Below are 19,052 nucleotides of genomic sequence, written 5' to 3'. Positions count from 1 at the left end.
TTGTGATATACTAATAGATGATGCAGATAACTAACCAATAAAGAAGGTAATAACATGAAAAAAGTGTTGATGATTGCAACAGGAGGCACCATTGCAAGTGATAAAAACGAGGAGAGCGGTAAACTGGCTTCTGGTGTATTAACTGGAGAAGATATTATTGAAAAATGTGATGTTCCCTCCGATATTCAGGTGAAGGTGGATTCTTTCTTTCAAAAAGCTAGTATGCATTTAAACTTTTCTGATTTAATAAAAATCAAAGAAAAGTTAGACGAGTACTTAAATGAAGAAGCTTTCGACGGGATTGTAATCACACAGGGAACAGATACACTGGAAGAAGCTTCTTATTTTATGCACCTTATTTCAAACTACCATATTCCAATTGTATACACCGGATCGCAGCGTTCACCTAAAGAGGTGGGGACAGATTCCTTTATAAATATTAAAAATGCAATTTTGGCAGCCTGCAGTGAAGATTTAAAGGATGTCGGTGTGACGGTTGTATTCAATGAGCGTATTTTCCATTCCCGTTATGTCCGAAAAGAGCATGCTTCGAATATCCAAGGTTTTAATGCTTTTGGCTACGGCTATTTAGGAATTATTGATAACAACACGGTTCGAGTATTCCAAAAGCCGACGTACCGGGAGCATTTAGAGTTAAAAAAAGAGCTCCCGACGGTAGATATTATTAAAGTATATATGGAAACTGACGGAAAATATATCCAAGCAGCGATAGACAATAAAGTAGATGGACTGGTTCTGGAAGGTGTCGGCAGAGGACAAGTATCTCAGGCTATGATGCCTGCGATTAAAGAATGTATCCGAAAAGGGATAAAAGTAGTAATTACGACCTCTGCTGTGGAAGGAGAAGTTTATCCTACCTATGATTATGAAGGAAGTACCTATGATCTTATGGAGAATGGAGTACTTTTGGGAAGAGATTATGATAGTAAAAAAGCAAGAATTAAACTTCTTGTGGGAATGGCAAGTAACGCGGAACTGGAACATTTATTTGATATATAATTGTTTACCGACTAAAGAAGAGGAGTAAGAATCAATGATAGCTGCTCTATCTGCTGGTATAGCCCCTGCTGTAGCTTTTATGACGTTTATTTATTTGCGTGACCGTATCACAGAGCCGCTTTGGCTGATAGTACGTATGTTTATCGCCGGCGCATTGATTGTGTTGCCGATTATGTTTATTCAGTATGGTATTCATGCGGAGCTGGACAATATCCCGATTGTTGCAGAAGCTTTTCTATTTAGTGCGTTTCTGGAAGAGTTCTTCAAATGGTTTATGTTCATGTTCTTAATTTATCAGCATGATGAATTTGATAACCATTACGATGGAATTGTGTATGCCAGTGCAATCAGTTTAGGATTTGCTTCCTTGGAAAATGTATTTTATTTATTATCAAATGGAGTTGAATTTGCATGGATGCGTGCACTGTATCCTGTTTCTTCACACGCTCTGTTTGGAATTATTATGGGATATTATTTAGGAAAAGCAAAAATGAAACCAAAAAACAAACACAAATACTTGACGATTGCCTTTGTACTTCCATTTCTGCTGCATGGAATATATAACTACATATTACTCGGATTAAATCAATTTATTATTATCCTGTCGATATTTTTAGCTGGTGTATGGTTTTTTGCGATTTATCGTTTAAAGCATGCCAGAATGTATGATATCCGTTTCCTCCCAGACAAAATGTATAAAAGTAATAGATAAGAAGCTGACGAAATAGTTGTTCGTCAGCTTTTTTTGTGGCAAAAAGACGATTAAAACCGGCATGAAACAGGACAGAAAATGTATCCGCGAGAAAGCAATTAATTCGATTTTCATTGTTTATGAATAAAAAGAGGAATTGCACAAAAAATAGACGTAGATAAAACGAAACTTCATTCAGCTTAAGATTATCTGCTGGATGTTAGTTGAGTGGTTCAGGGAGTTAGCGCCTGTTATCTCCAACCTCAATAAATATATTTTCACTCTCTATTTCGAGGCAGGAGTTTTACGGGCGGTTCTCCGTGAGAAAATTTCTCATTTGCCAATCTTTTGCCGGCTATCCCTTTAAATATTAGAAGCAGCTGGTATGAAAAGAAAGGTTTATAGGAAGAAAATGGAGGCATCAATATGAAAAGACATCGCAAGCCTATGATTTTTAGCTTTACCCTTTTTATATTTCTATCTGCATTTATTTTTGCAAAACCAGAACAGACAAGTGCATTTAGTGATCAAGTGATTCAACAAGGAGCAGTTGGAGATGACGTTATTGAATTACAAGCCAGATTAAAACATATCGGTTTTTATAATGGCAAAATAGACGGTGTTTTTGGCTGGGGAACTTACTGGGCTTTAAGAAATTTTCAATATGAATTTGGAATGGAAATCGATGGGCTGGCCGGGCAGGCAGCAAAGGATAAGCTGACGCAGGCGACAGAATTCGATAAAGAGAAGGTGAAGCAAGAAATGTATGGGACTGGCTCTGCTCCATCCGGAGGGAATAATGGAGGAGAAGAAAGTACCCCTACCAGCTCGGTAAATGTCCCGCAAGGATATTCTAATAATGATATCCAGCTAATGGCAAACGCAGTATATGGAGAAGCAAGGGGAGAGCCTTATGAAGGCCAAGTGGCAGTTGCAGCAGTTATCCTCAATCGGGTAAACAGTGAGCTGTTTCCTGATACAGTATCCGGAGTTATCTTTGAACCGAGAGCATTTACAGCAGTGGCGGATGGGCAGATATGGCTGGAGCCGAATGATCAGGCCCGAGAAGCAGTGCTGGATGCGATTAATGGCTGGGACCCCTCTGGTAATGCACTCTATTATTTCAATCCAGATACCGCAACTTCAGGATGGATTTGGACCAGACCACAGATTAAGACAATTGGAAAACATATATTCTGCAGTTAGAAAGGTGTGAAATGAAATGTATCGTTGGATTACCATTACATTGTTAACCGTAGCCCTTATTTCTGTTTCCATTTGGGGCTACCAGACAAATAAACAAAAAAATGATTTATACGTTCAAGCAGAAAATGAATATCAGAGATCCTTCCATGAACTCACCTACAATATGGATGTGTTAAACGACCAGATTGGGACCTCACTGGCAATGAATTCGCCAGATAAATTATCACCGCAGTTTGTCGATATTTGGCGAATCAGTTCCAATGCACATGCCAATACCGGGCACTTGCCAATGGGATTGTTGCCAATTCATAAAACAGAGCAATTTCTCTCAGAGTTAGGAGATTTCACTTATCAGACGGCTGTTCGTGACTTGGATAACGACCCATTAACAGAGGAAGAAACAGCGCAGCTGGAAGAATTCTATCAACAATCTGGAGAAATACGGGATGAACTCAGAGAAGCGCAGCATCACTCCTTAAGTGATGGTTCGAAATGGATGGACGTAGAACAAGCATTATTAAATACAAATGACGAAAAAGATAATGATATGGTCAATAGCTTCCAAGCGGTAGAAGAAACTTTTGATACCACTACGGAGGAAACGCCTGAAAACAGTACAACCAGTACAGAAACGGAAGAACATTCTTATAAAAATATAGCAGGTCACGATCTTTCAGAAGAAGAAGCCATGAAGGAAGCCGAAAAGCTTTTTGGCAAAGAAGACGGAACCGATTGGACGGTTACAAAATCTGGGGACGGGGCATTAACGCCAATGTATAGTGTCTCCTATGATGAAAATGGGGAAAGAGGCTACGCAGATTTAACTGTGCAGGGCGGCCATCCGCTTAACTTATTAGTTTCAAGAGAAATAGGCGGCAAGCAATTAAGCTTGAATGAAGGGTTTGAAATAGCAAAGGATTACCTTTCAGAGCTGGGATTTGATGAAATGGAGCTTTTCCAGAGCAGTGAATATGATCAAGTCGGTATATATTCTTTTGTCTATGAAGATGATGGAGTTCGAGTTTTTTCGGATGCTGTCGAGGTGAAGGTAGCTTTAGATAATGGAGATATTACCGGTCTGACGGCAAATAATTACTTTAAAAATCATACAGAACGGGATATACCAGAACCGGCTATTTCAGAAGAAGAAGCACGTGATGCAGTAAATCAGGGTGTGAAAATTCAAGAAAACCATCTAGCGATTATTGATGATAATCAGGGTGAAGAGATTCTCACCTATGAATTTTTAGGAACCAGAGATGACGCGACGTATCGCATATTTATTAATGCTGAAACAGGGGAAGAAGAAAAAATTGAGAAAATGACAGATGCGGAAATTAATTACAATTCTGTAATATAAGTAAAAACATTCTTAATAGTAACCGCCTTCGAGAATTTATTTTATACATTTTCGAAGGCAATTTTCTTTGTTATTCTTACAAATAAGAAGTCTTATGGAGCGTCTGACTTTAGAATCCTGAAAGCAGAGATATAGAAATGTTCAAGAAAAATTGCAGGTGTTCTCGACTGTTTAATAAATTGGGAATATGTTATGATAGAGTAGTGTAGAACTCGCTTGGCAATTGTCAGGCTTTTTAATGGCAGGAGTGAAGAGAATGGAGCTTATTTCAATTGCAATTGACGGTCCGGCAGCAGCTGGAAAGAGTACGGTTGCTAAACAGATTGCAAAAAAGCTGGGTATTATTTATGTGGATACTGGAGCGATGTATAGGGCGCTTACTTATCAGACCCTGCAGGAGAATATTGATCTGGAAGATGAAAAAGCGGTCATGGAAATTTTAAATAAGATTGATATCAGGCTTGCACAGGATAAAGAAGGACAGCGTGTATTTATCAATGAGAAGGATGTCACGGAGGCAGTACGCTATCCGGATGTTACAGCGTCCGTTTCGGTTATTGCGAAGCATCCATTGGTTCGAAAAAAAATGGTGGCTGCTCAGCAAGAGCTTGCACAGGATAATAGTGTTGTCATGGACGGACGCGATATAGGATCGCATGTTTTGCCGGATGCGGATGTGAAAATATTTCTTATCGCTTCTGTAACAGAACGAGCCAAGCGCCGCTTCGAGGAAAACAGGCAAAAAGGCATCCCCGCTGATTTACATACACTGGAAAAAGAAATAGAAAAGCGGGATGAACTCGACTCTACCCGTGAGGCATCCCCGCTGGTCAAAGCGGAAGATGCGGTTGAATTGGATACTACTTCCTTATCCATTGATGATGTGACAAATAAAATTCTCGAGATATGCCAGCCATTCATTGAAAAACTTGGCATTCGCTAACGTGTTGCTTTTTTGGAATACCTTGGACTCTGAAGGGTAAGCTTGTTAACGAATACCTTCGTTGTTAATTGTATGTGAATGGGGGAATAACCTTCCCCTGTTCCATGCAAAAGTTTAAAAACCGGAGGCGGGCCTCCATGCTGTATTATTTGGGTAAATTTTTAATAAGTATTCTTTTTTATCCGTTATTTCGAGTTAAAGTGACTGGCAGACAGCATATACCGAAAAAAGGACCAGTCATTATTTGTTCCAATCATACTTCTAACCTTGACCCGCCTGTGGTAGGAATGACAGCATCTAGAACAATCCATTTTATGGCAAAGGAAGAGCTTTTCAGCGGAAAAATCTTAGGTGGTATCTTAAAAAGGGTCCACGCTTTTCCGGTCAATCGGGGCCTGGCTGACCGGAATGCTTTAAGAGGCGGCCTGAAAATTTTAGAAGAGGGAGGAACGCTCGGCTTGTTTCCGGAGGGGACAAGAAGTAAGGATGGCAAACCGGGAAACGCATTGCCTGGAGTCGGCTTTTTTGCACTCCGATCACAACGGAAGTCGTTCCCTGTGTCATTATGAGTGATTATAAATTATTTCGTCGGACGAAGGTTGTTTATGGAAAACCAATGGATGCAGAAGCTTTTCGAAAAAATAAATCTTCTGCAAAAGAAATGTCAGAGGGAATTATGGAAGAAATCAGAAATTTATACGAAATTCATAAAAATTAATTGACTTTACTTGACAAATAAAACTAATTATTAGAAGTTATAGGTAGAACATATGAATAATCTTTTTCTATTCGAATGTGTGAATAGGCGAACTGTAACTAGGAGGCTAAGGATATGAGTGAAGAAAATAAAGACCTTCAAGCATTAGAAGTTGGTGCTACAGTGACGGGAACAGTTGTAAAATTAGAAGAAAAACAAGTTCTTGTTGATATCGGATATAAAACAGAAGGTATTTTACCGATAAGCGAACTTTCCACGCTCCATGTAGAGTCTACAACTGATGTGTTAGCTGAAGGGGAAGAAGTCACTTTAAAAGTAAAGAAAATCGATGATGATGAAGTTGTATTATCAAAAAAAGCTGTAGATGCAGAACAATCCTGGGAAGAGCTTGAAAGAAAATATGAACAGGGTGAGACTTTTGAGACAACAGTGAAGGAAGTTGTTAAAGGCGGACTAGTTGTGGATGTAGGAGTACGCGGCTTTATTCCTGCCTCTTTAGTTGAAACCTATTACGTGGAAGATTTCAGTGATTATTTAGATCGTACGTTAAAAGTGAAAATCACGGATATGGACCGGACCCAAAACCGGGTGATCTTATCCCATCGTGCGATTGTAGAGGAAGAAGAAAAAGACAGAAAAGAAAAAGTTCTGCAATCATTAAACCCTGGTGATGTAATTGAGGGTGTCGTACAACGTATTACCAATTTTGGTGTATTTGTTGATTTAGGAGGAGTTGATGGGCTTGTCCATATCTCCCAATTAGCGCATGAGCATGTTGAAAAAGCTTCAGATGTTGTTTCTGAAGGAGATAAAATCAAAGTAGAAGTTATTTCTGTCGATTTAGACAGTGAACGTATCTCTTTATCTCATAAAAATACGCTCCCTGGACCTTGGGCAGAAGTAAGTGAAAAAATTAAACCTGGTTCCACTGCAGAAGGTGTTGTCAAGAGACTGGTCAGCTTTGGAGCATTTGTTGAACTATTGCCTGGTGTTGAAGGCCTTGTTCATATTTCTCAAATTGCCAACCGTCATATCGGCACACCACAGGAAGTCCTTGAAATTGGACAGCCTGTTACAGTGAAGGTATTAGATGTGAATGAAGAAGAACAGCGCATTTCTTTAAGCATCAAAGAATTGGAGCAGGAACAAGAAGAAAAAGAATACAAGCAATATGAAAAATCCGATGATCAGCCCGGCTTTCAGCTTGGTGATGTGATTGGAAATAAATTAGATAAATACAAAAAATAATAACAATGATTATTAGAAAAAGAAGATTGTCTCGAAGTATCAAGGGACAATCTTCTTTTTTTATGCAGTAAAAGACGTTTATGCTTTTTTGTTGCCCAAAAACTGTGCCTATCGATGAACAGTTTTTTTCAGGCAATAAGACCGGGTAAATTTATAAATAATCCGTTTAAAAAATAGCCATACTAACACATAAGAAAAAGAGGTGGTTTGTATGGAAATTGAATATTACGCACAAGCAATTTTATTTGGAGTGGTTGCAGGGACACTGGCCAGATTAATCACATTACGTAGTGATTATAGGCAGTATCCTACCTATCTGCATGGCCGGATTATTCACTTATCATTAGGATTTATAGCTGCGTCACTTGGTGCATTGGCTATTCCTGCTTTATTGGAAATGGAATTTACTGCTGTAACCTTCTTAACGGTAGCCGCAACTCAATTTAGAGATGTCCGGAATATGGAGCGAAATACGTTAACAGAATTGGATCAATTCGAACTGGTCTCCAGAGGCAGCACGTACATTGAAGGAATTGCTATTTCTTTTGAAGGAAGAAATTATCTTGTTATGTTTGCAGCCTTTTTAACAACGTTTGCTTATATAAATTGGGGGTGGTTTCCTTCCACCGTTGTTGGTGTATTAACCATCGTTGCAGCGCTTAGCTTTATGAGCGGGTCTTCGTTAAGAGACATTGTCGAAATCGAAGAATCAGATATCTCCTTTGACGGGGCCGGCTTGTATGTTGATAATATTTATATTATGAATATCGGGATAGAAGAAAGACAGGAAGAGATTTTAAAATATGGAATGGGGTTTATCCTCACACCAAAAAATATAAATGTTATCACTACGATCAGCAACCTGGGTCAGCGGCAGGCCATATTACATGATGTTTCTGCTACTTTAGGAATTTATAAAGATTCGGGAACCCCTGCTTTAGCCCCTTTGATAAAACGTGATCTTGATGACGGTAGGCTGGGTGTTTTTATTTTACCGCTTGTCCGGGATGCAGATCTGGCTAAAAAAGTAATCGGCTCGGTTCCTGTATTAGAAAATGCGATTAAAATGCCTTCAGAAGCTACATTTTTAAAAGGGGGTAAAAAGTAAATGATTGTCGAAAAAGCGATTTTAGCTGTCATCACTACTAAAGAAGAGCAAGTTGGAGGAGGAGCTCCTATCTTTATCTGTGCCTCGAATGAGGAGCTTCAGTTATTTTCAACCAATCTGGAAGCGATTATGGACGGCATTGCACATCGTTTGAGTGATGAGGTCTATATTATTGTAAAACACTAAAAGTAAGAGGCTGCTTTAAATAAAATCATTTTGAACAAGCGTTAATATATTTCGTTGTGGAACTTTCCTACTTTTGCTAGAATAAAGACTGAGATGCAGTGAGATTGTGTATTACTGGGTCGTATAACCTGCTGATATTTTAGAAGGAATTTTGAAAAAAGAGAGGATGTTCCTTACGTGAGGAAATCTGTAGTAGCAATTGTTGGTAGACCAAATGTTGGTAAATCAACGATATTTAATCGATTAGTTGGAGAAAGAATTTCTATCGTGGAAGATACACCTGGTGTAACCCGCGATCGTATTTATTCGGAAGCAGAATGGTTAAATCAAACATTTAACATAATAGATACTGGCGGTATTGAAATGGTCGATGAGCCATTATTAAATCAAATGAGACAGCAGGCTGAAATTGCCATTGATGAAGCAGATGTTATTATTTTTATGCTTAACGGCAGAGAAGGTATTACTGCAGCCGATGAAGAGGTTGCAAAGCTTTTATTCAAATCCAATAAGCCGGTTGTTTTAGCCGTGAACAAGATGGACAACCCCGAAATGCGTGAAATGGTGTATGAGTTTTATGCCTTGGGATTTGGACAGCCGTTTCCTATTTCCGGAACACATGGTCTCGGGCTGGGAGATATGCTGGATGAAGTAGTGGCTCACTTTCCGGAAAATGAGGAAACAGAAAAAGAGGACGATACGATTTACTTTAGTTTAATCGGCCGACCAAATGTAGGAAAGTCCTCCCTGGTAAATGCTTTATTAAATGAAAATCGCGTGATTGTAAGTGAAATAGAAGGCACAACCAGAGATGCTATCGATACGAAATTACGTAAAGATGACCAAGATTTTGTGATTATTGATACAGCTGGAATGCGTAAACGCGGTAAGGTTTATGAAAGTACAGAGAAATACAGCGTTTTAAGGGCGCTGCGGGCGATTGAACGCTCAGACGTGGTCTTGGTATTAATTGACGCAGAAACGGGCATCAGAGAGCAGGATAAGAAGATTGCGGGTTATGCACACGAGGCAGGCCGGGCAATTGTTATCGTTGTAAACAAGTGGGATACGGTGGACAGTGACGAAAAAGCAATGAAGGATTTTGAAACAAAAATCCGGGCGCATTTTCAGTATTTAGATTATGCACCAATTGTATTTTTGTCTGCAAAAACAAAAAAACGGCTTCATACGCTGATTCCAATGGTTCAATTAGCAAGCGAAAATCATTCGAAGCGTGTTCAGACAAATGTTCTCAATGACGTGATTATGGATGCCATTGCAATGAATCCGACGCCAACATTGAAGGGGAGAAGGCTGAAAGTGTTATATGCGACACAGGTAGCTGTGAAACCGCCTAGCTTTGTCGTGTTTGTGAATGACCCGGAACTCATGCATTTTTCTTATGAACGATTTTTAGAGAATAAAATTAGAGATGCTTTTGATTTTGCAGGAACTCCGATAAAAATATTTGCACGGCGGAGACAGTAAAGGGGAGAGATACGATGCGTAAGGTTGCAGTACTTGGAGCAGGCAGCTGGGGAACAGCACTTGCAATAGTTTTAGCTGATAATGGGCATGAGGTGCGATTGTGGGCACATCGACAGGAGCATGTAGACGAAATCAACCAAACTCGCCGGAATAACAAATACCTGGACGTTGATATTCCCGACGCTATAACTGCATTTCATGACATGAAGGAAGCTGTAAAAGATGCAGATGCAGTTGTTATCGTTGTTCCGACAAAAGCAATTCGTGAGGTTTGTCAGCAGTTAAAAGATGATATTCATTCAAGCACACAGATTATCCATGCGACAAAAGGGATTGAGCCCGGTTCGTTGAAACGTGTATCTGAAATGATTTCGGAGGAGATTCCTGATTTCCCTTATGAGAACATTGTGGTGTTATCCGGACCGAGTCATGCAGAAGAGGTGGCATTGCGTCATCCGACGACAGTATCTGTATCAGCAGTCAATCTGGACAGGGCCCGTCAAGCGCAAGATTTATTCAACAGTGAAAATTTACGTGTTTATACAAGCGATGATATTTTGGGGATCGAAGTCGGAGGAGCTCTCAAAAATATTATTGCATTAGGAGCCGGTATTTCAGATGGTCTCGGCTATGGAGATAATGCAAAAGCAGCTTTGATTACACGCGGTTTAGCCGAAATTGCCCGCCTTGGTACATCCTTGGGAGCTAATCCATTAAGCTTCCTTGGTCTGTCAGGTGTAGGAGATTTGATTGTTACCTGTACAAGTGTCCACAGCAGAAACTGGAGAGCTGGAAACCTGTTAGGTAAGGGGATGAATCTCGACCAGGTTTTAGAAGAAATGGGCATGGTGGTAGAAGGTGTCCGGACAGTGCAGGCAGCACACCAATTTGCGGAAGAGCAGGGTGTTGAGATGCCGATTACCCAAGGAATCTTCCAAGTGCTTTTTGAGGATAAAAAACCAAAGGACGTTGTAGACGAATTAATGAGCCGGAATAAGCGTCAGGAAATGGATGATATAAGCAATCTTTTAAAAGAACGTTATTCGGATAAGTAACACATAACTTTCCTTCTTGCATATACTGTGACGAATGAACTGCAAGGAGGAAATCATGTGAATAATTTTCAAAAAGGTATGTTTGATAAGATACAAAAGAACACAAACATTCGTCCTGAGGAAGTCTATAAAGTAGCTGATTCGGTAAAGCATGCAAATTTTTCGGATGAAAAAACCGTTCGAAATCTTGTGAAACAGCTTTCACAGATGGCAGGTAAACCCCTTTCAAAAGAAAAAGAAGACAAAATTGTACAATCCATTGTCAAAAATAAAATGCCTGGGGATGTCAATTCGTTAAATAATTTATTTAAGAAATAGGTTTTTATCACAGTATAACTGGCTGTGCAATTCCCGTGTCACGAAAATGAGAGAACTCGAAAATTCTATGCGGGAATAGTGGCAGCCAGTAGCGGCCTGATACATCGGGTCTGCAGGATGTATGCTACAAAGGCGCCCAAGATAACATTTTACGATGGGGCGAGTAACCGCGGTCCCAGCCTTTGTTCTTTATTCAGCGGGGATAAAAAAATCTCCGCTGAATAAAGTTTCACTTTATAGGCAGTTGAGTATACAGATTTTCAAAATACTGCATAAGATAAATCGCACCAGCATTCAAGGAATAGAGTTGCTGAGGATATTATTTAGTCAACCTGTGGTGAAGATACCCCCTTTGCCGCAGGTTTTTATATGAAGAAAAGACAATTTCAACTGAATGCGAAAGAAAGCGTTTAAAATGTTCAATGTTTCGTCAGTTATCTTAGAGTACATCGCCCAGAAGTTATGTTATAATAGCATCTGGTAAAATGTATTTTGATTGAAATAGAGGTGAACGCTTTGTCAGTATCCATGTTAATGATGTATATATCCTTTGTCGGGATGTTTTTATTAATCTTAGCTACAGGCTTGATCGTCTGGAGCAGAACAAAGCTGCGAGGCTGGTTTGGCAGTATTATTACATTTTTAGCTTATATAAGTCTCGTCAGCGGTGCTTTGATTATTTTATATGTTACATTTAGTGGACCAACAAGATAGGAAAAGGAGTTTCATGATGAAATATACATATTTATTGACGATACCCTTTATGTTCTTGCTTTTAAGCGGCTGTATGTATCCTCAAAGCGAGCGGTCGGAAAATCAGATTCCGAATGAAGAACAGTTAGCTGTTGTCCAGCAGGCAGTTGAAACCTATAGAGAAGAGGAAGATGGTTTAGTGCCGATTCAGACGAAAGACAGCGACACACATATCTTTGAAAAGTATTTGATTGATTTTAAGCAGATGCTGGAGAAAGGTTATTTGTCTGAACTGCCTGGAAACTCTTTTGAAGAGGGCGGCGTCTATCAGTATACGATTATTGACCCGGAAGACGATTTGCAAGTCCGCCTTATTGATTTACAAACCACGGAGCAATTGCGAAGCGTCAATGTACGATTAGACGTTTACAGGCAAGAGCACACATATCCAGCTTACGGACAGCAGATCACAGATCAAATATATACGGTGGATTATGAAAAGCTCGGATTAAGTGAACCGCCGACTGCGAAAAGTCCTTATTCGCAGGCTGATTTGCCGATTGTGATGGATTTAGACGGCAAATTATATATTGATTATTCTTATGATTTGAATCAGGCGCTGGAAGAGGATAATCATGGCTATGAAGAGGGCGATGATATCCGTTATCTTTTAGTGGATAATTATCCGTTTGTTCCAGCATATTCCCTGCCTTATACCGTAGAAGATGGACAAGCCGTATTTATGGAAGAAGACTAAATAGAAAAGCCATGCAGTTTCAATAATTGAACTGTATGGCTTTTTTTGAAGAATAAGAATGTTTATAAAAATAGCCGCTCCGGAAAAACACTACGCTTTCCATGGGCTTGCGCTCAGCTTCCTTTAAAGAAAACTTGCTGATTGGCAAGCCGTCAGGCGCAGACAGAAGCATAGTCGCACTTATGCCCCGCGGGTAGAAAAAAAGAAGTTCACTTTTTTTCTGCGGGGTCTTCACACTGGGACTGGGACTGCGATTACTCGTCCCATCGAAGAGCTTTTGCGATTACTTGCCCCACCGAAGACCATTGCGCTTTCCCATAGGAGTCTCCGTGTTTTTCCACCGCTAGAATCAGCTTCATTTCTTTGAAAGAAAGCAAATAAAACATATTTCTTCAAAGATGGGAGCGGAGGGAAGTCGACTCCTGCGGGAAAAGCAACAGGTGAAGACCCCGCAGGAAGCGGTTTTCTTCCGAGGAGGCTGAACGTTGCCCGCGAAAAGCGACTTCCTGGGACTGCGATTACTCGCCCCATCGAAAACCGTCGCAGCGGACATCGCTTCGGCGAGGACACCGGTGATTTAAAGACCAACCAATATTCTTGGTTTTCTTTGTCGTCTTCAAACAAAACAGAATAAATAGATTCATGCTGCATATACATGAGATATAAAGTTTGTTTATAAACACCTGTGTTTTATTTGTAGCTTGCTTAGAGGACCTTTTAAAGTCAAATATGACGTCTGATGGACGTGTGATAAAAATGTGTAAAACTTAGTCATAATCTAATAGGACAACGTCATAGACTGTTAGTGTCCAACTATTACGGGTGATGTATATCAAAGTACGGAGATCGGGAGGGGATCTTTTGGAAAAAACAGATATTTTTAAGGATATATCGAAACGTACAAATGGCGACATATATCTTGGAATCGTCGGAGCAGTCCGTACGGGAAAGTCCACCTTTATTAAGAAATTCATGGAGTTGGTTGTACTTCCTAATATTGAAAGTGAAAGTGAAAGAGCAAGAGCACATGATGAATTACCGCAGAGCGCAGCAGGAAAAACCATTATGACAACAGAACCAAAGTTTGTTCCGAATCAGGCTGTTCAAGTAAATGTGGAAGATGGATTAGATGTAAATGTCCGTCTTGTTGATTGTGTTGGATACGCTGTAGAAGGGGCGAAAGGGTTTGAGGACGAAAATGGCCCGCGTATGATTCATACACCGTGGTACGAGGACCCTATCCCGTTTCATGATGCAGCAGAAATAGGAACCCGTAAAGTAATTCAGGAGCATTCTACCATTGGCGTTGTCGTGACAACAGACGGTACTATCGGTGAAATAGATAGAGAAGACTATATTGAAGCTGAGACAAGAGTGATTGAAGAGTTAAAAGAGGTTGGCAAGCCATTTATTATGGTAATCAATTCTACAGAACCGCACAGTCAAAAAACAACTTTGCTTCGGGAAGAGCTGACGGAGCAGCATGATATTCCGGTATTAGCGATGAGCGTAGAAACAATGACAGAACATGATGTCTATAGTGTACTGCGTGAAGCATTATTCGAATTTCCGGTACTTGAGGTAAATGTAAACCTGCCTAGCTGGGTAATGGTTTTAAAAGAAGATCACTGGCTTCGTCAAAATTATCAGGAGGCCATTCAAGATACCGTAAAGGATATAAAACGCTTGCGTGATGTCGACCATATCGTTGGCCATTTCAGAGATTATGAACATATTGAAGGTGCCAATTTAGCAGGGATGGAGATGGGCGAGGGTATTGCCGAAATCGACTTGCATGCCCCTGATCAGTTATATGACCATGTTCTGAAGGAGATTGTCGGGGAGGAGATTCGAGGTAAAGACCATTTATTAGAGCTAATGCAGGATTTTGCCTATGCGAAAAGAGAGTATGATCAAGTTTCAGGTGCTCTGCAAATGGTAAAACAAACCGGCTATGGTATTGCTGCTCCCAGTTTAGAGGATATGCAGCTGGATGAACCGGAAATCATCCGTCAGGGCTCCAGGTTCGGTGTCCGTCTGAAAGCTGTTGCCCCGTCTATTCATATGATTCGGGTCGAAGTAGAATCTGAATTCTCTCCTATTATCGGAACCGAAAAACAAAGTGAAGAGCTGGTCCGTTATCTGATGCAGGATTTTGAAGAAGATCCGCTGTCTATCTGGGAATCAGATATTTTTGGCAGATCGCTCAGTTCGATTGTCAGAGAAGGTATTCAAGCTAAAATCTCGTTAATGCCGGAGAATGCAAGATATAAATTAAAAGATACCCTAGAGAGAATTATTAACGAAGGGTCAGGCGGTTTAATCGCTATTATTTTATAAAAAAACACTTCTCGATAAGCAGCTAAATTGATAGCTGTTTATTTTTTTTATAATTTTTTTGTCAGAACGGCTAAAAAATCTGCAAAACACCGTATAGATTTATGGAAAGGTGACAATGCTTGTTGCATAAGAGTTTAGCCTGTTTCTCTTAAGAAAAAGGAATTTTTATGTAAAATCTCAATAAATTCTAGAGAAATCGATAGTTTTTGTTGAATTTTATTCCAAACTCGTTTATTATAAGCCTTGTCATCACATATTAGGGTGACTTTGATGAAACAGACCATGGGATAGGCAGACTAACTAGCCTATTTGTCTAAAGAACATCCTGGGAGGAGGTGAATGTCATGAATAAAACAGATTTAGTAAATGCTGTGGCTGAGAAGAGCGATCTTTCAAAAAAGGATGCAACAAAAGCTGTGGATGCAGTATTTGATGCAGTCATGGATTCACTGAAGAATGGTGAAAAAGTACAACTAATCGGTTTTGGTAACTTTGAAGTTCGTGAACGTTCTGCACGTAAAGGACGCAATCCACAAACAGGAGAAGAAATCGAAATTCCTGCAAGCAAAGTTCCTGCTTTCAAACCAGGTAAAGCTCTTAAGGATAGTGTAAAATAATATTTTACATATCCGGACAGGAGTGTACAAAAGGGAGGGATACGTTGATAAACGTGTCCCTTTCCTTATTTCTGCATGAGAAAAGCATCAAGGGGCTGAACAGCCTATTAAAGCAAAGATGTTATTTAAATAGATTTATTTTACATAAAGAATTCCATTTAAGGAGGAGTAATGTATGAATGATCAGAACGCAAAAGCAGATTATTTCGTTATTAAAGCATTAGAAGACGGTGTTCATGTTATTGGCCTGACGCGTGGAAGCAATACAAAATTCCATCATTCTGAAAAACTGGACCAAGGCGAAATTATGATTGCTCAATTCACAGAACATACTTCTGCTATTAAAGTTCGCGGTAAAGCACTTATTCAAACAAGTCATGGCGAAATAGAAAATTAATATAATAACATCCCCTTATTAGTATTTTACGAAGTGATCCATAGCCTCGCTCAAAAACAACTCCACCTGAAGAAAGTTAGGAAACAGCTGGAAGGTTATTTGTTTTCCAGTCCATGTGAGATAAAGACTTGTTCATTTCTGTGAGCAGCGGCGATGTTTCGATGCCGAAAAATATTCTGGATATTGTTTCTCTGACAGAAGCAGTTGGAATAGGGGTTTTTATTTTTTTGCACGATAGGACAGGATAAGGAAGGCTGTGGATTCGCTGAAAAACAAGCGAATGCGAGGTTTTCTAAGACCAAGCCTATAATAGAATAAGTTCTTTCGTTTTTATAACATTTAAAATGTGCTATAATAGCTAGAGCAAAGAAAGGCTGAAAGGGTCCGGGTGATAGTGTTGACTACATTTATTACAACAGATAGAGGTTATAGAAAAATACTGGAAAATAAATTATATGATTCTTACATTCATAAGCATATACGTTATCCAGTGATCGATGAAGAAAAGTGGAATTTATTGCTATTTCTTGTTGAACAACATAAATCATTAACTCCTTTGCAGCGTGAAAAGTATATTATTTCAACCATGCTTGTTCAAATCGCCCTGGATACACATGATTTTGTTCCGGTCAAACAACATGCTGATACAGAAAATGAAATGATTGAGAAGCAGCTTCAGGTCCTCTCAGGAGATTATTATAGCGGACTGTATTATTTATTGCTTGCAGAAGCGGGGGAAATTCAGTTTATCCAGATACTCGCGAATGCGATTCGTGAAATAAATGAACTAAAAGTTACTTTATACTATGAAGAACAATTACCGCTTGAAACCTGGTTAAATATCAAAATGAAATTAAATGCATCCGTGCTGGTACATGTTGCTAAATATCTGCATGATCCTGAATTAGAATCGATTATTCAAAACTGGCTGATGTATCGCCGTTTAGATACAGAAGAAGCAGATAACGGATATACTTTACTGCGCAAAGAGTGGGAAGCACGTAATAATAAAGCAACTTCGATTCCGCTGATTGACGGGAAATTGATTCGGGATTTTGAAAAAGCTGTTTACCGTGATGTTTCGGAATTATCCAGCTCTAGTTTATTTATGGAGCAATTTATTTATTCCCGGGAAACGAAAGAAATAAGAACGTCAAGACTTTAAAAGGAAGTGTAATGAATTATGGGTTTTTCATCCAAGGAAGAACGTGTCCATCACGTCTTTGAGAAAATATATGAAAACTACGATTCCATGAACTCGGTAATTTCGTTTAAACAGCATACGCTATGGCGTAAAGATGTTATGAAACGAATGCACGTATCGCCGGGAGACAGTGCATTGGACGTATGCTGTGGTACAGGAGACTGGGCTATTTCCTTAGCGAAAGCTGTCGGAGCTGAAGGAAAGGTCATAGGGATTGATTTCAGTGAGAACATGCTGTCTATTGCCAGAGAAAAAGGAAAGCAGGAACAGCTGGATGAGATTGAATGGATGCATGGCAATGCGATGGAGCTTCCTTTTGATGACAATCAGTTTGATTACGTAACAATTGGCTTTGGCTTACGAAATGTTCCTGACTATATGGCGGTTTTAAAAGAAATGTACCGGGTGGTTAAACCGGGAGGAATGGTGGTTTGTCTGGAAACCTCTCAGCCTACACTGATTGGCTATAGGCAGTTATATTATTTTTATTTCCGTTTTATTATGCCGCTTTTTGGAAAAGTATTTGCGAAAAGCTATCAAGAATATTCCTGGCTGCAGGAATCCGCAAAGGATTTTCCAGGGAAGGACAAATTGAAGCAAATGTTCTTTGATGCAGGCTTCAAGCATGTCGATGTCAAAATGTATGCCGGTGGCGGTGCTGCGATGCATATGGGGCATAAATCTTAAAATAAAGAATGAATTTACTAGTAAAATAAGGTGACGTACATGAGACTACCAAAGATTTATGGATTTTTAACAAAAGATATGGACACTATTGAAAAAACATTACAGAAGAGCATTCAGGCTGAACATCCCGTACTTCGAGACGCTTCTACAGCATTATTGAAAGCAGGAGGGAAACGCATTCGTCCTGTTTTTGTTTTGCTTTCATGTCAAATAGGGGATTATGACTTTGAAAAAATACAAAAAGTTGCTGTAACGCTAGAGCTTATTCATATGGCAACGCTTGTTCATGATGACGTGATTGATGAAGCTGAGCTGCGTCGCGGGAAACCGACAACTGCTTCTCAATATGGAAACCGGATTGCAATGTACACAGGCGATTTCATTCTTGCAAGAGCTCTGGAAGAAATAACAAAAATAGATGATCCGAGAATACATACTTTATTATCCAAAACACTTGTTGAAGTATCCATTGGGGAAATTGAACAAATTCAATTTAAATACCAATGGAATCAAAATTTTCGGGACTATCTGCGCCGGATAAAACGGAAAACGGCATTACTGATAGCGTGCAGCTGCAAACTGGGTGCGCTCGTCGGCGGGTTAAGTGAACAGGATGCAAATAAAATGTATCGTTACGGCTATAATGTCGGCATGTCTTATCAAATTATTGACGATATCCTAGATTTTACATCTACTGCAAAAGAACTTGGGAAACCGGCAGGAAATGATTTATTACAGGGTAATATCACGCTCCCTGTTCTATATGCAATGGAGGATCAGGAATTAAGAAATCAATTGGTGACATTGATCAACAGCAATCAGGACATTGATGAAAAAACAATGCAGAAGCTGATTGCCTGCTTAAAAAATACAGATGCTATTCAAAGAAGTTATGCAGTCAGCGACCTTTATCTGCAAAAAGCGTTGAAATCTTTAGATGGCCTGAAATCGTCCAGGGCAAAGAAAAGTTTACAAGATATTGCTACTTTTATTGGAAAAAGGCGTTCCTGATTAAA

At 39.6% G+C, this 19,052-nt stretch carries 19 protein-coding genes and 1 pseudogene; all 20 read left to right on the top strand.

All coding sequences use genetic code 11. The annotated features are described in order from the left end of the window. The first annotated feature begins 54 nt into the window (after positions 1-54). The 20 genes and pseudogenes from BN997_RS17710 (at position 55) to hepT (ending at position 19,047) form a co-directional block, all read left to right on the top strand. The gene (locus BN997_RS17710) at positions 55-1,020 is read left to right on the top strand and encodes an asparaginase (RefSeq protein WP_042534186.1); all 966 of its coding nucleotides are present in this window, start codon (positions 55-57) and stop codon (positions 1,018-1,020) included. 34 nt (positions 1,021-1,054) lie between these two features. Further along, positions 1,055-1,732, top strand: a complete 678-nt coding sequence (prsW, locus tag BN997_RS17705; RefSeq protein ID WP_042534185.1) for a glutamic-type intramembrane protease PrsW — start codon at positions 1,055-1,057, stop codon at positions 1,730-1,732. A gap of 426 nt (positions 1,733-2,158) precedes the next feature. Next, positions 2,159-2,917 carry a spore cortex-lytic enzyme gene (sleB, locus tag BN997_RS17700; protein ID WP_042536275.1) on the top strand — a complete coding sequence of 253 codons (759 nt, stop codon included), beginning with the start codon at positions 2,159-2,161 and terminating at the stop codon, positions 2,915-2,917. A 16-nt stretch (positions 2,918-2,933) separates the two neighbouring features. After that, positions 2,934-4,277, top strand: a complete 1,344-nt coding sequence (ypeB, locus tag BN997_RS17695) for a germination protein YpeB (protein ID WP_042534182.1) — start codon at positions 2,934-2,936, stop codon at positions 4,275-4,277. Between the two features lie 256 nt (positions 4,278-4,533). Next, entirely contained in the window at positions 4,534-5,220 is a 687-nt protein-coding gene (gene cmk / locus BN997_RS17690) for a (d)CMP kinase (RefSeq protein ID WP_042534179.1), read from the top strand. A gap of 137 nt (positions 5,221-5,357) precedes the next feature. After that, a pseudogene (locus tag BN997_RS17685) lies at positions 5,358-5,938 on the top strand (lysophospholipid acyltransferase family protein). Positions 5,939-6,052: 114 nt separating this feature from the next. Beyond that, positions 6,053-7,186 carry a 30S ribosomal protein S1 gene (gene rpsA / locus BN997_RS17680; protein ID WP_042534177.1) on the top strand — a complete coding sequence of 378 codons (1,134 nt, stop codon included), beginning with the start codon at positions 6,053-6,055 and terminating at the stop codon, positions 7,184-7,186. Positions 7,187-7,397: 211 nt separating this feature from the next. Beyond that, positions 7,398-8,294: a YIEGIA family protein gene (locus tag BN997_RS17675; protein ID WP_042534175.1), complete on the top strand. Its 897-nt coding sequence runs from the start codon at positions 7,398-7,400 to the stop codon at positions 8,292-8,294. Further along, positions 8,295-8,480 carry a capping complex subunit for YIEGIA gene (locus BN997_RS17670; protein ID WP_042534173.1) on the top strand — a complete coding sequence of 62 codons (186 nt, stop codon included), beginning with the start codon at positions 8,295-8,297 and terminating at the stop codon, positions 8,478-8,480. It abuts the gene before it with no gap. A gap of 177 nt (positions 8,481-8,657) precedes the next feature. Continuing rightward, complete coding sequence (der, locus tag BN997_RS17665) at positions 8,658-9,968, top strand: ribosome biogenesis GTPase Der (RefSeq protein WP_042534171.1); 1,311 nt, start codon at positions 8,658-8,660, stop codon at positions 9,966-9,968. A 14-nt stretch (positions 9,969-9,982) separates the two neighbouring features. Further along, positions 9,983-11,023, top strand: coding sequence for an NAD(P)H-dependent glycerol-3-phosphate dehydrogenase (locus BN997_RS17660; protein ID WP_042534169.1), 1,041 nt, complete (start codon positions 9,983-9,985; stop codon positions 11,021-11,023). 57 nt (positions 11,024-11,080) lie between these two features. Beyond that, entirely contained in the window at positions 11,081-11,341 is a 261-nt protein-coding gene (locus tag BN997_RS17655) for a stage VI sporulation protein F (protein WP_042534167.1), read from the top strand. A 516-nt stretch (positions 11,342-11,857) separates the two neighbouring features. Then, a complete protein-coding gene (locus BN997_RS17645) occupies positions 11,858-12,055 on the top strand; it encodes a DUF2768 family protein (RefSeq protein ID WP_042534163.1) in 198 nt (65 codons plus the stop codon). Between the two features lie 13 nt (positions 12,056-12,068). Further along, on the top strand, positions 12,069-12,791 hold the full coding sequence (locus BN997_RS17640) for a hypothetical protein (protein WP_084612976.1): 723 nt from the start codon (positions 12,069-12,071) through the stop codon (positions 12,789-12,791). Between the two features lie 861 nt (positions 12,792-13,652). Continuing rightward, positions 13,653-15,131: a stage IV sporulation protein A gene (spoIVA, locus tag BN997_RS17630; RefSeq protein WP_042534158.1), complete on the top strand. Its 1,479-nt coding sequence runs from the start codon at positions 13,653-13,655 to the stop codon at positions 15,129-15,131. 344 nt (positions 15,132-15,475) lie between these two features. Next, positions 15,476-15,748: an HU family DNA-binding protein gene (locus BN997_RS17625; protein WP_040981409.1), complete on the top strand. Its 273-nt coding sequence runs from the start codon at positions 15,476-15,478 to the stop codon at positions 15,746-15,748. A gap of 175 nt (positions 15,749-15,923) precedes the next feature. Beyond that, positions 15,924-16,145 (top strand): trp RNA-binding attenuation protein MtrB, encoded by a 222-nt coding sequence (gene mtrB / locus BN997_RS17620; RefSeq protein ID WP_040981406.1) that lies wholly within the window; start codon positions 15,924-15,926, stop codon positions 16,143-16,145. 397 nt (positions 16,146-16,542) lie between these two features. Beyond that, a complete protein-coding gene (locus BN997_RS17615; RefSeq protein ID WP_042534156.1) occupies positions 16,543-17,310 on the top strand; it encodes a heptaprenyl diphosphate synthase component 1 in 768 nt (255 codons plus the stop codon). Positions 17,311-17,328: 18 nt separating this feature from the next. Continuing rightward, the gene (gene menG / locus BN997_RS17610; protein WP_042534154.1) at positions 17,329-18,036 is read left to right on the top strand and encodes a demethylmenaquinone methyltransferase; all 708 of its coding nucleotides are present in this window, start codon (positions 17,329-17,331) and stop codon (positions 18,034-18,036) included. Positions 18,037-18,075: 39 nt separating this feature from the next. Then, positions 18,076-19,047, top strand: a complete 972-nt coding sequence (hepT, locus tag BN997_RS17605) for a heptaprenyl diphosphate synthase component II (RefSeq protein ID WP_042534152.1) — start codon at positions 18,076-18,078, stop codon at positions 19,045-19,047. Positions 19,048-19,052 lie beyond the last annotated feature (5 nt).

It is taken from the genome of Oceanobacillus oncorhynchi, from assembly GCF_000821065.1.
GTDB classification, from domain to species: Bacteria; Bacillota; Bacilli; order Bacillales; family Amphibacillaceae; genus Oceanobacillus; species Oceanobacillus oncorhynchi.
The sequence above is the reverse complement of the archived record's forward strand: the minus strand, read 5'-3'. Positions and strand labels throughout refer to the sequence as shown.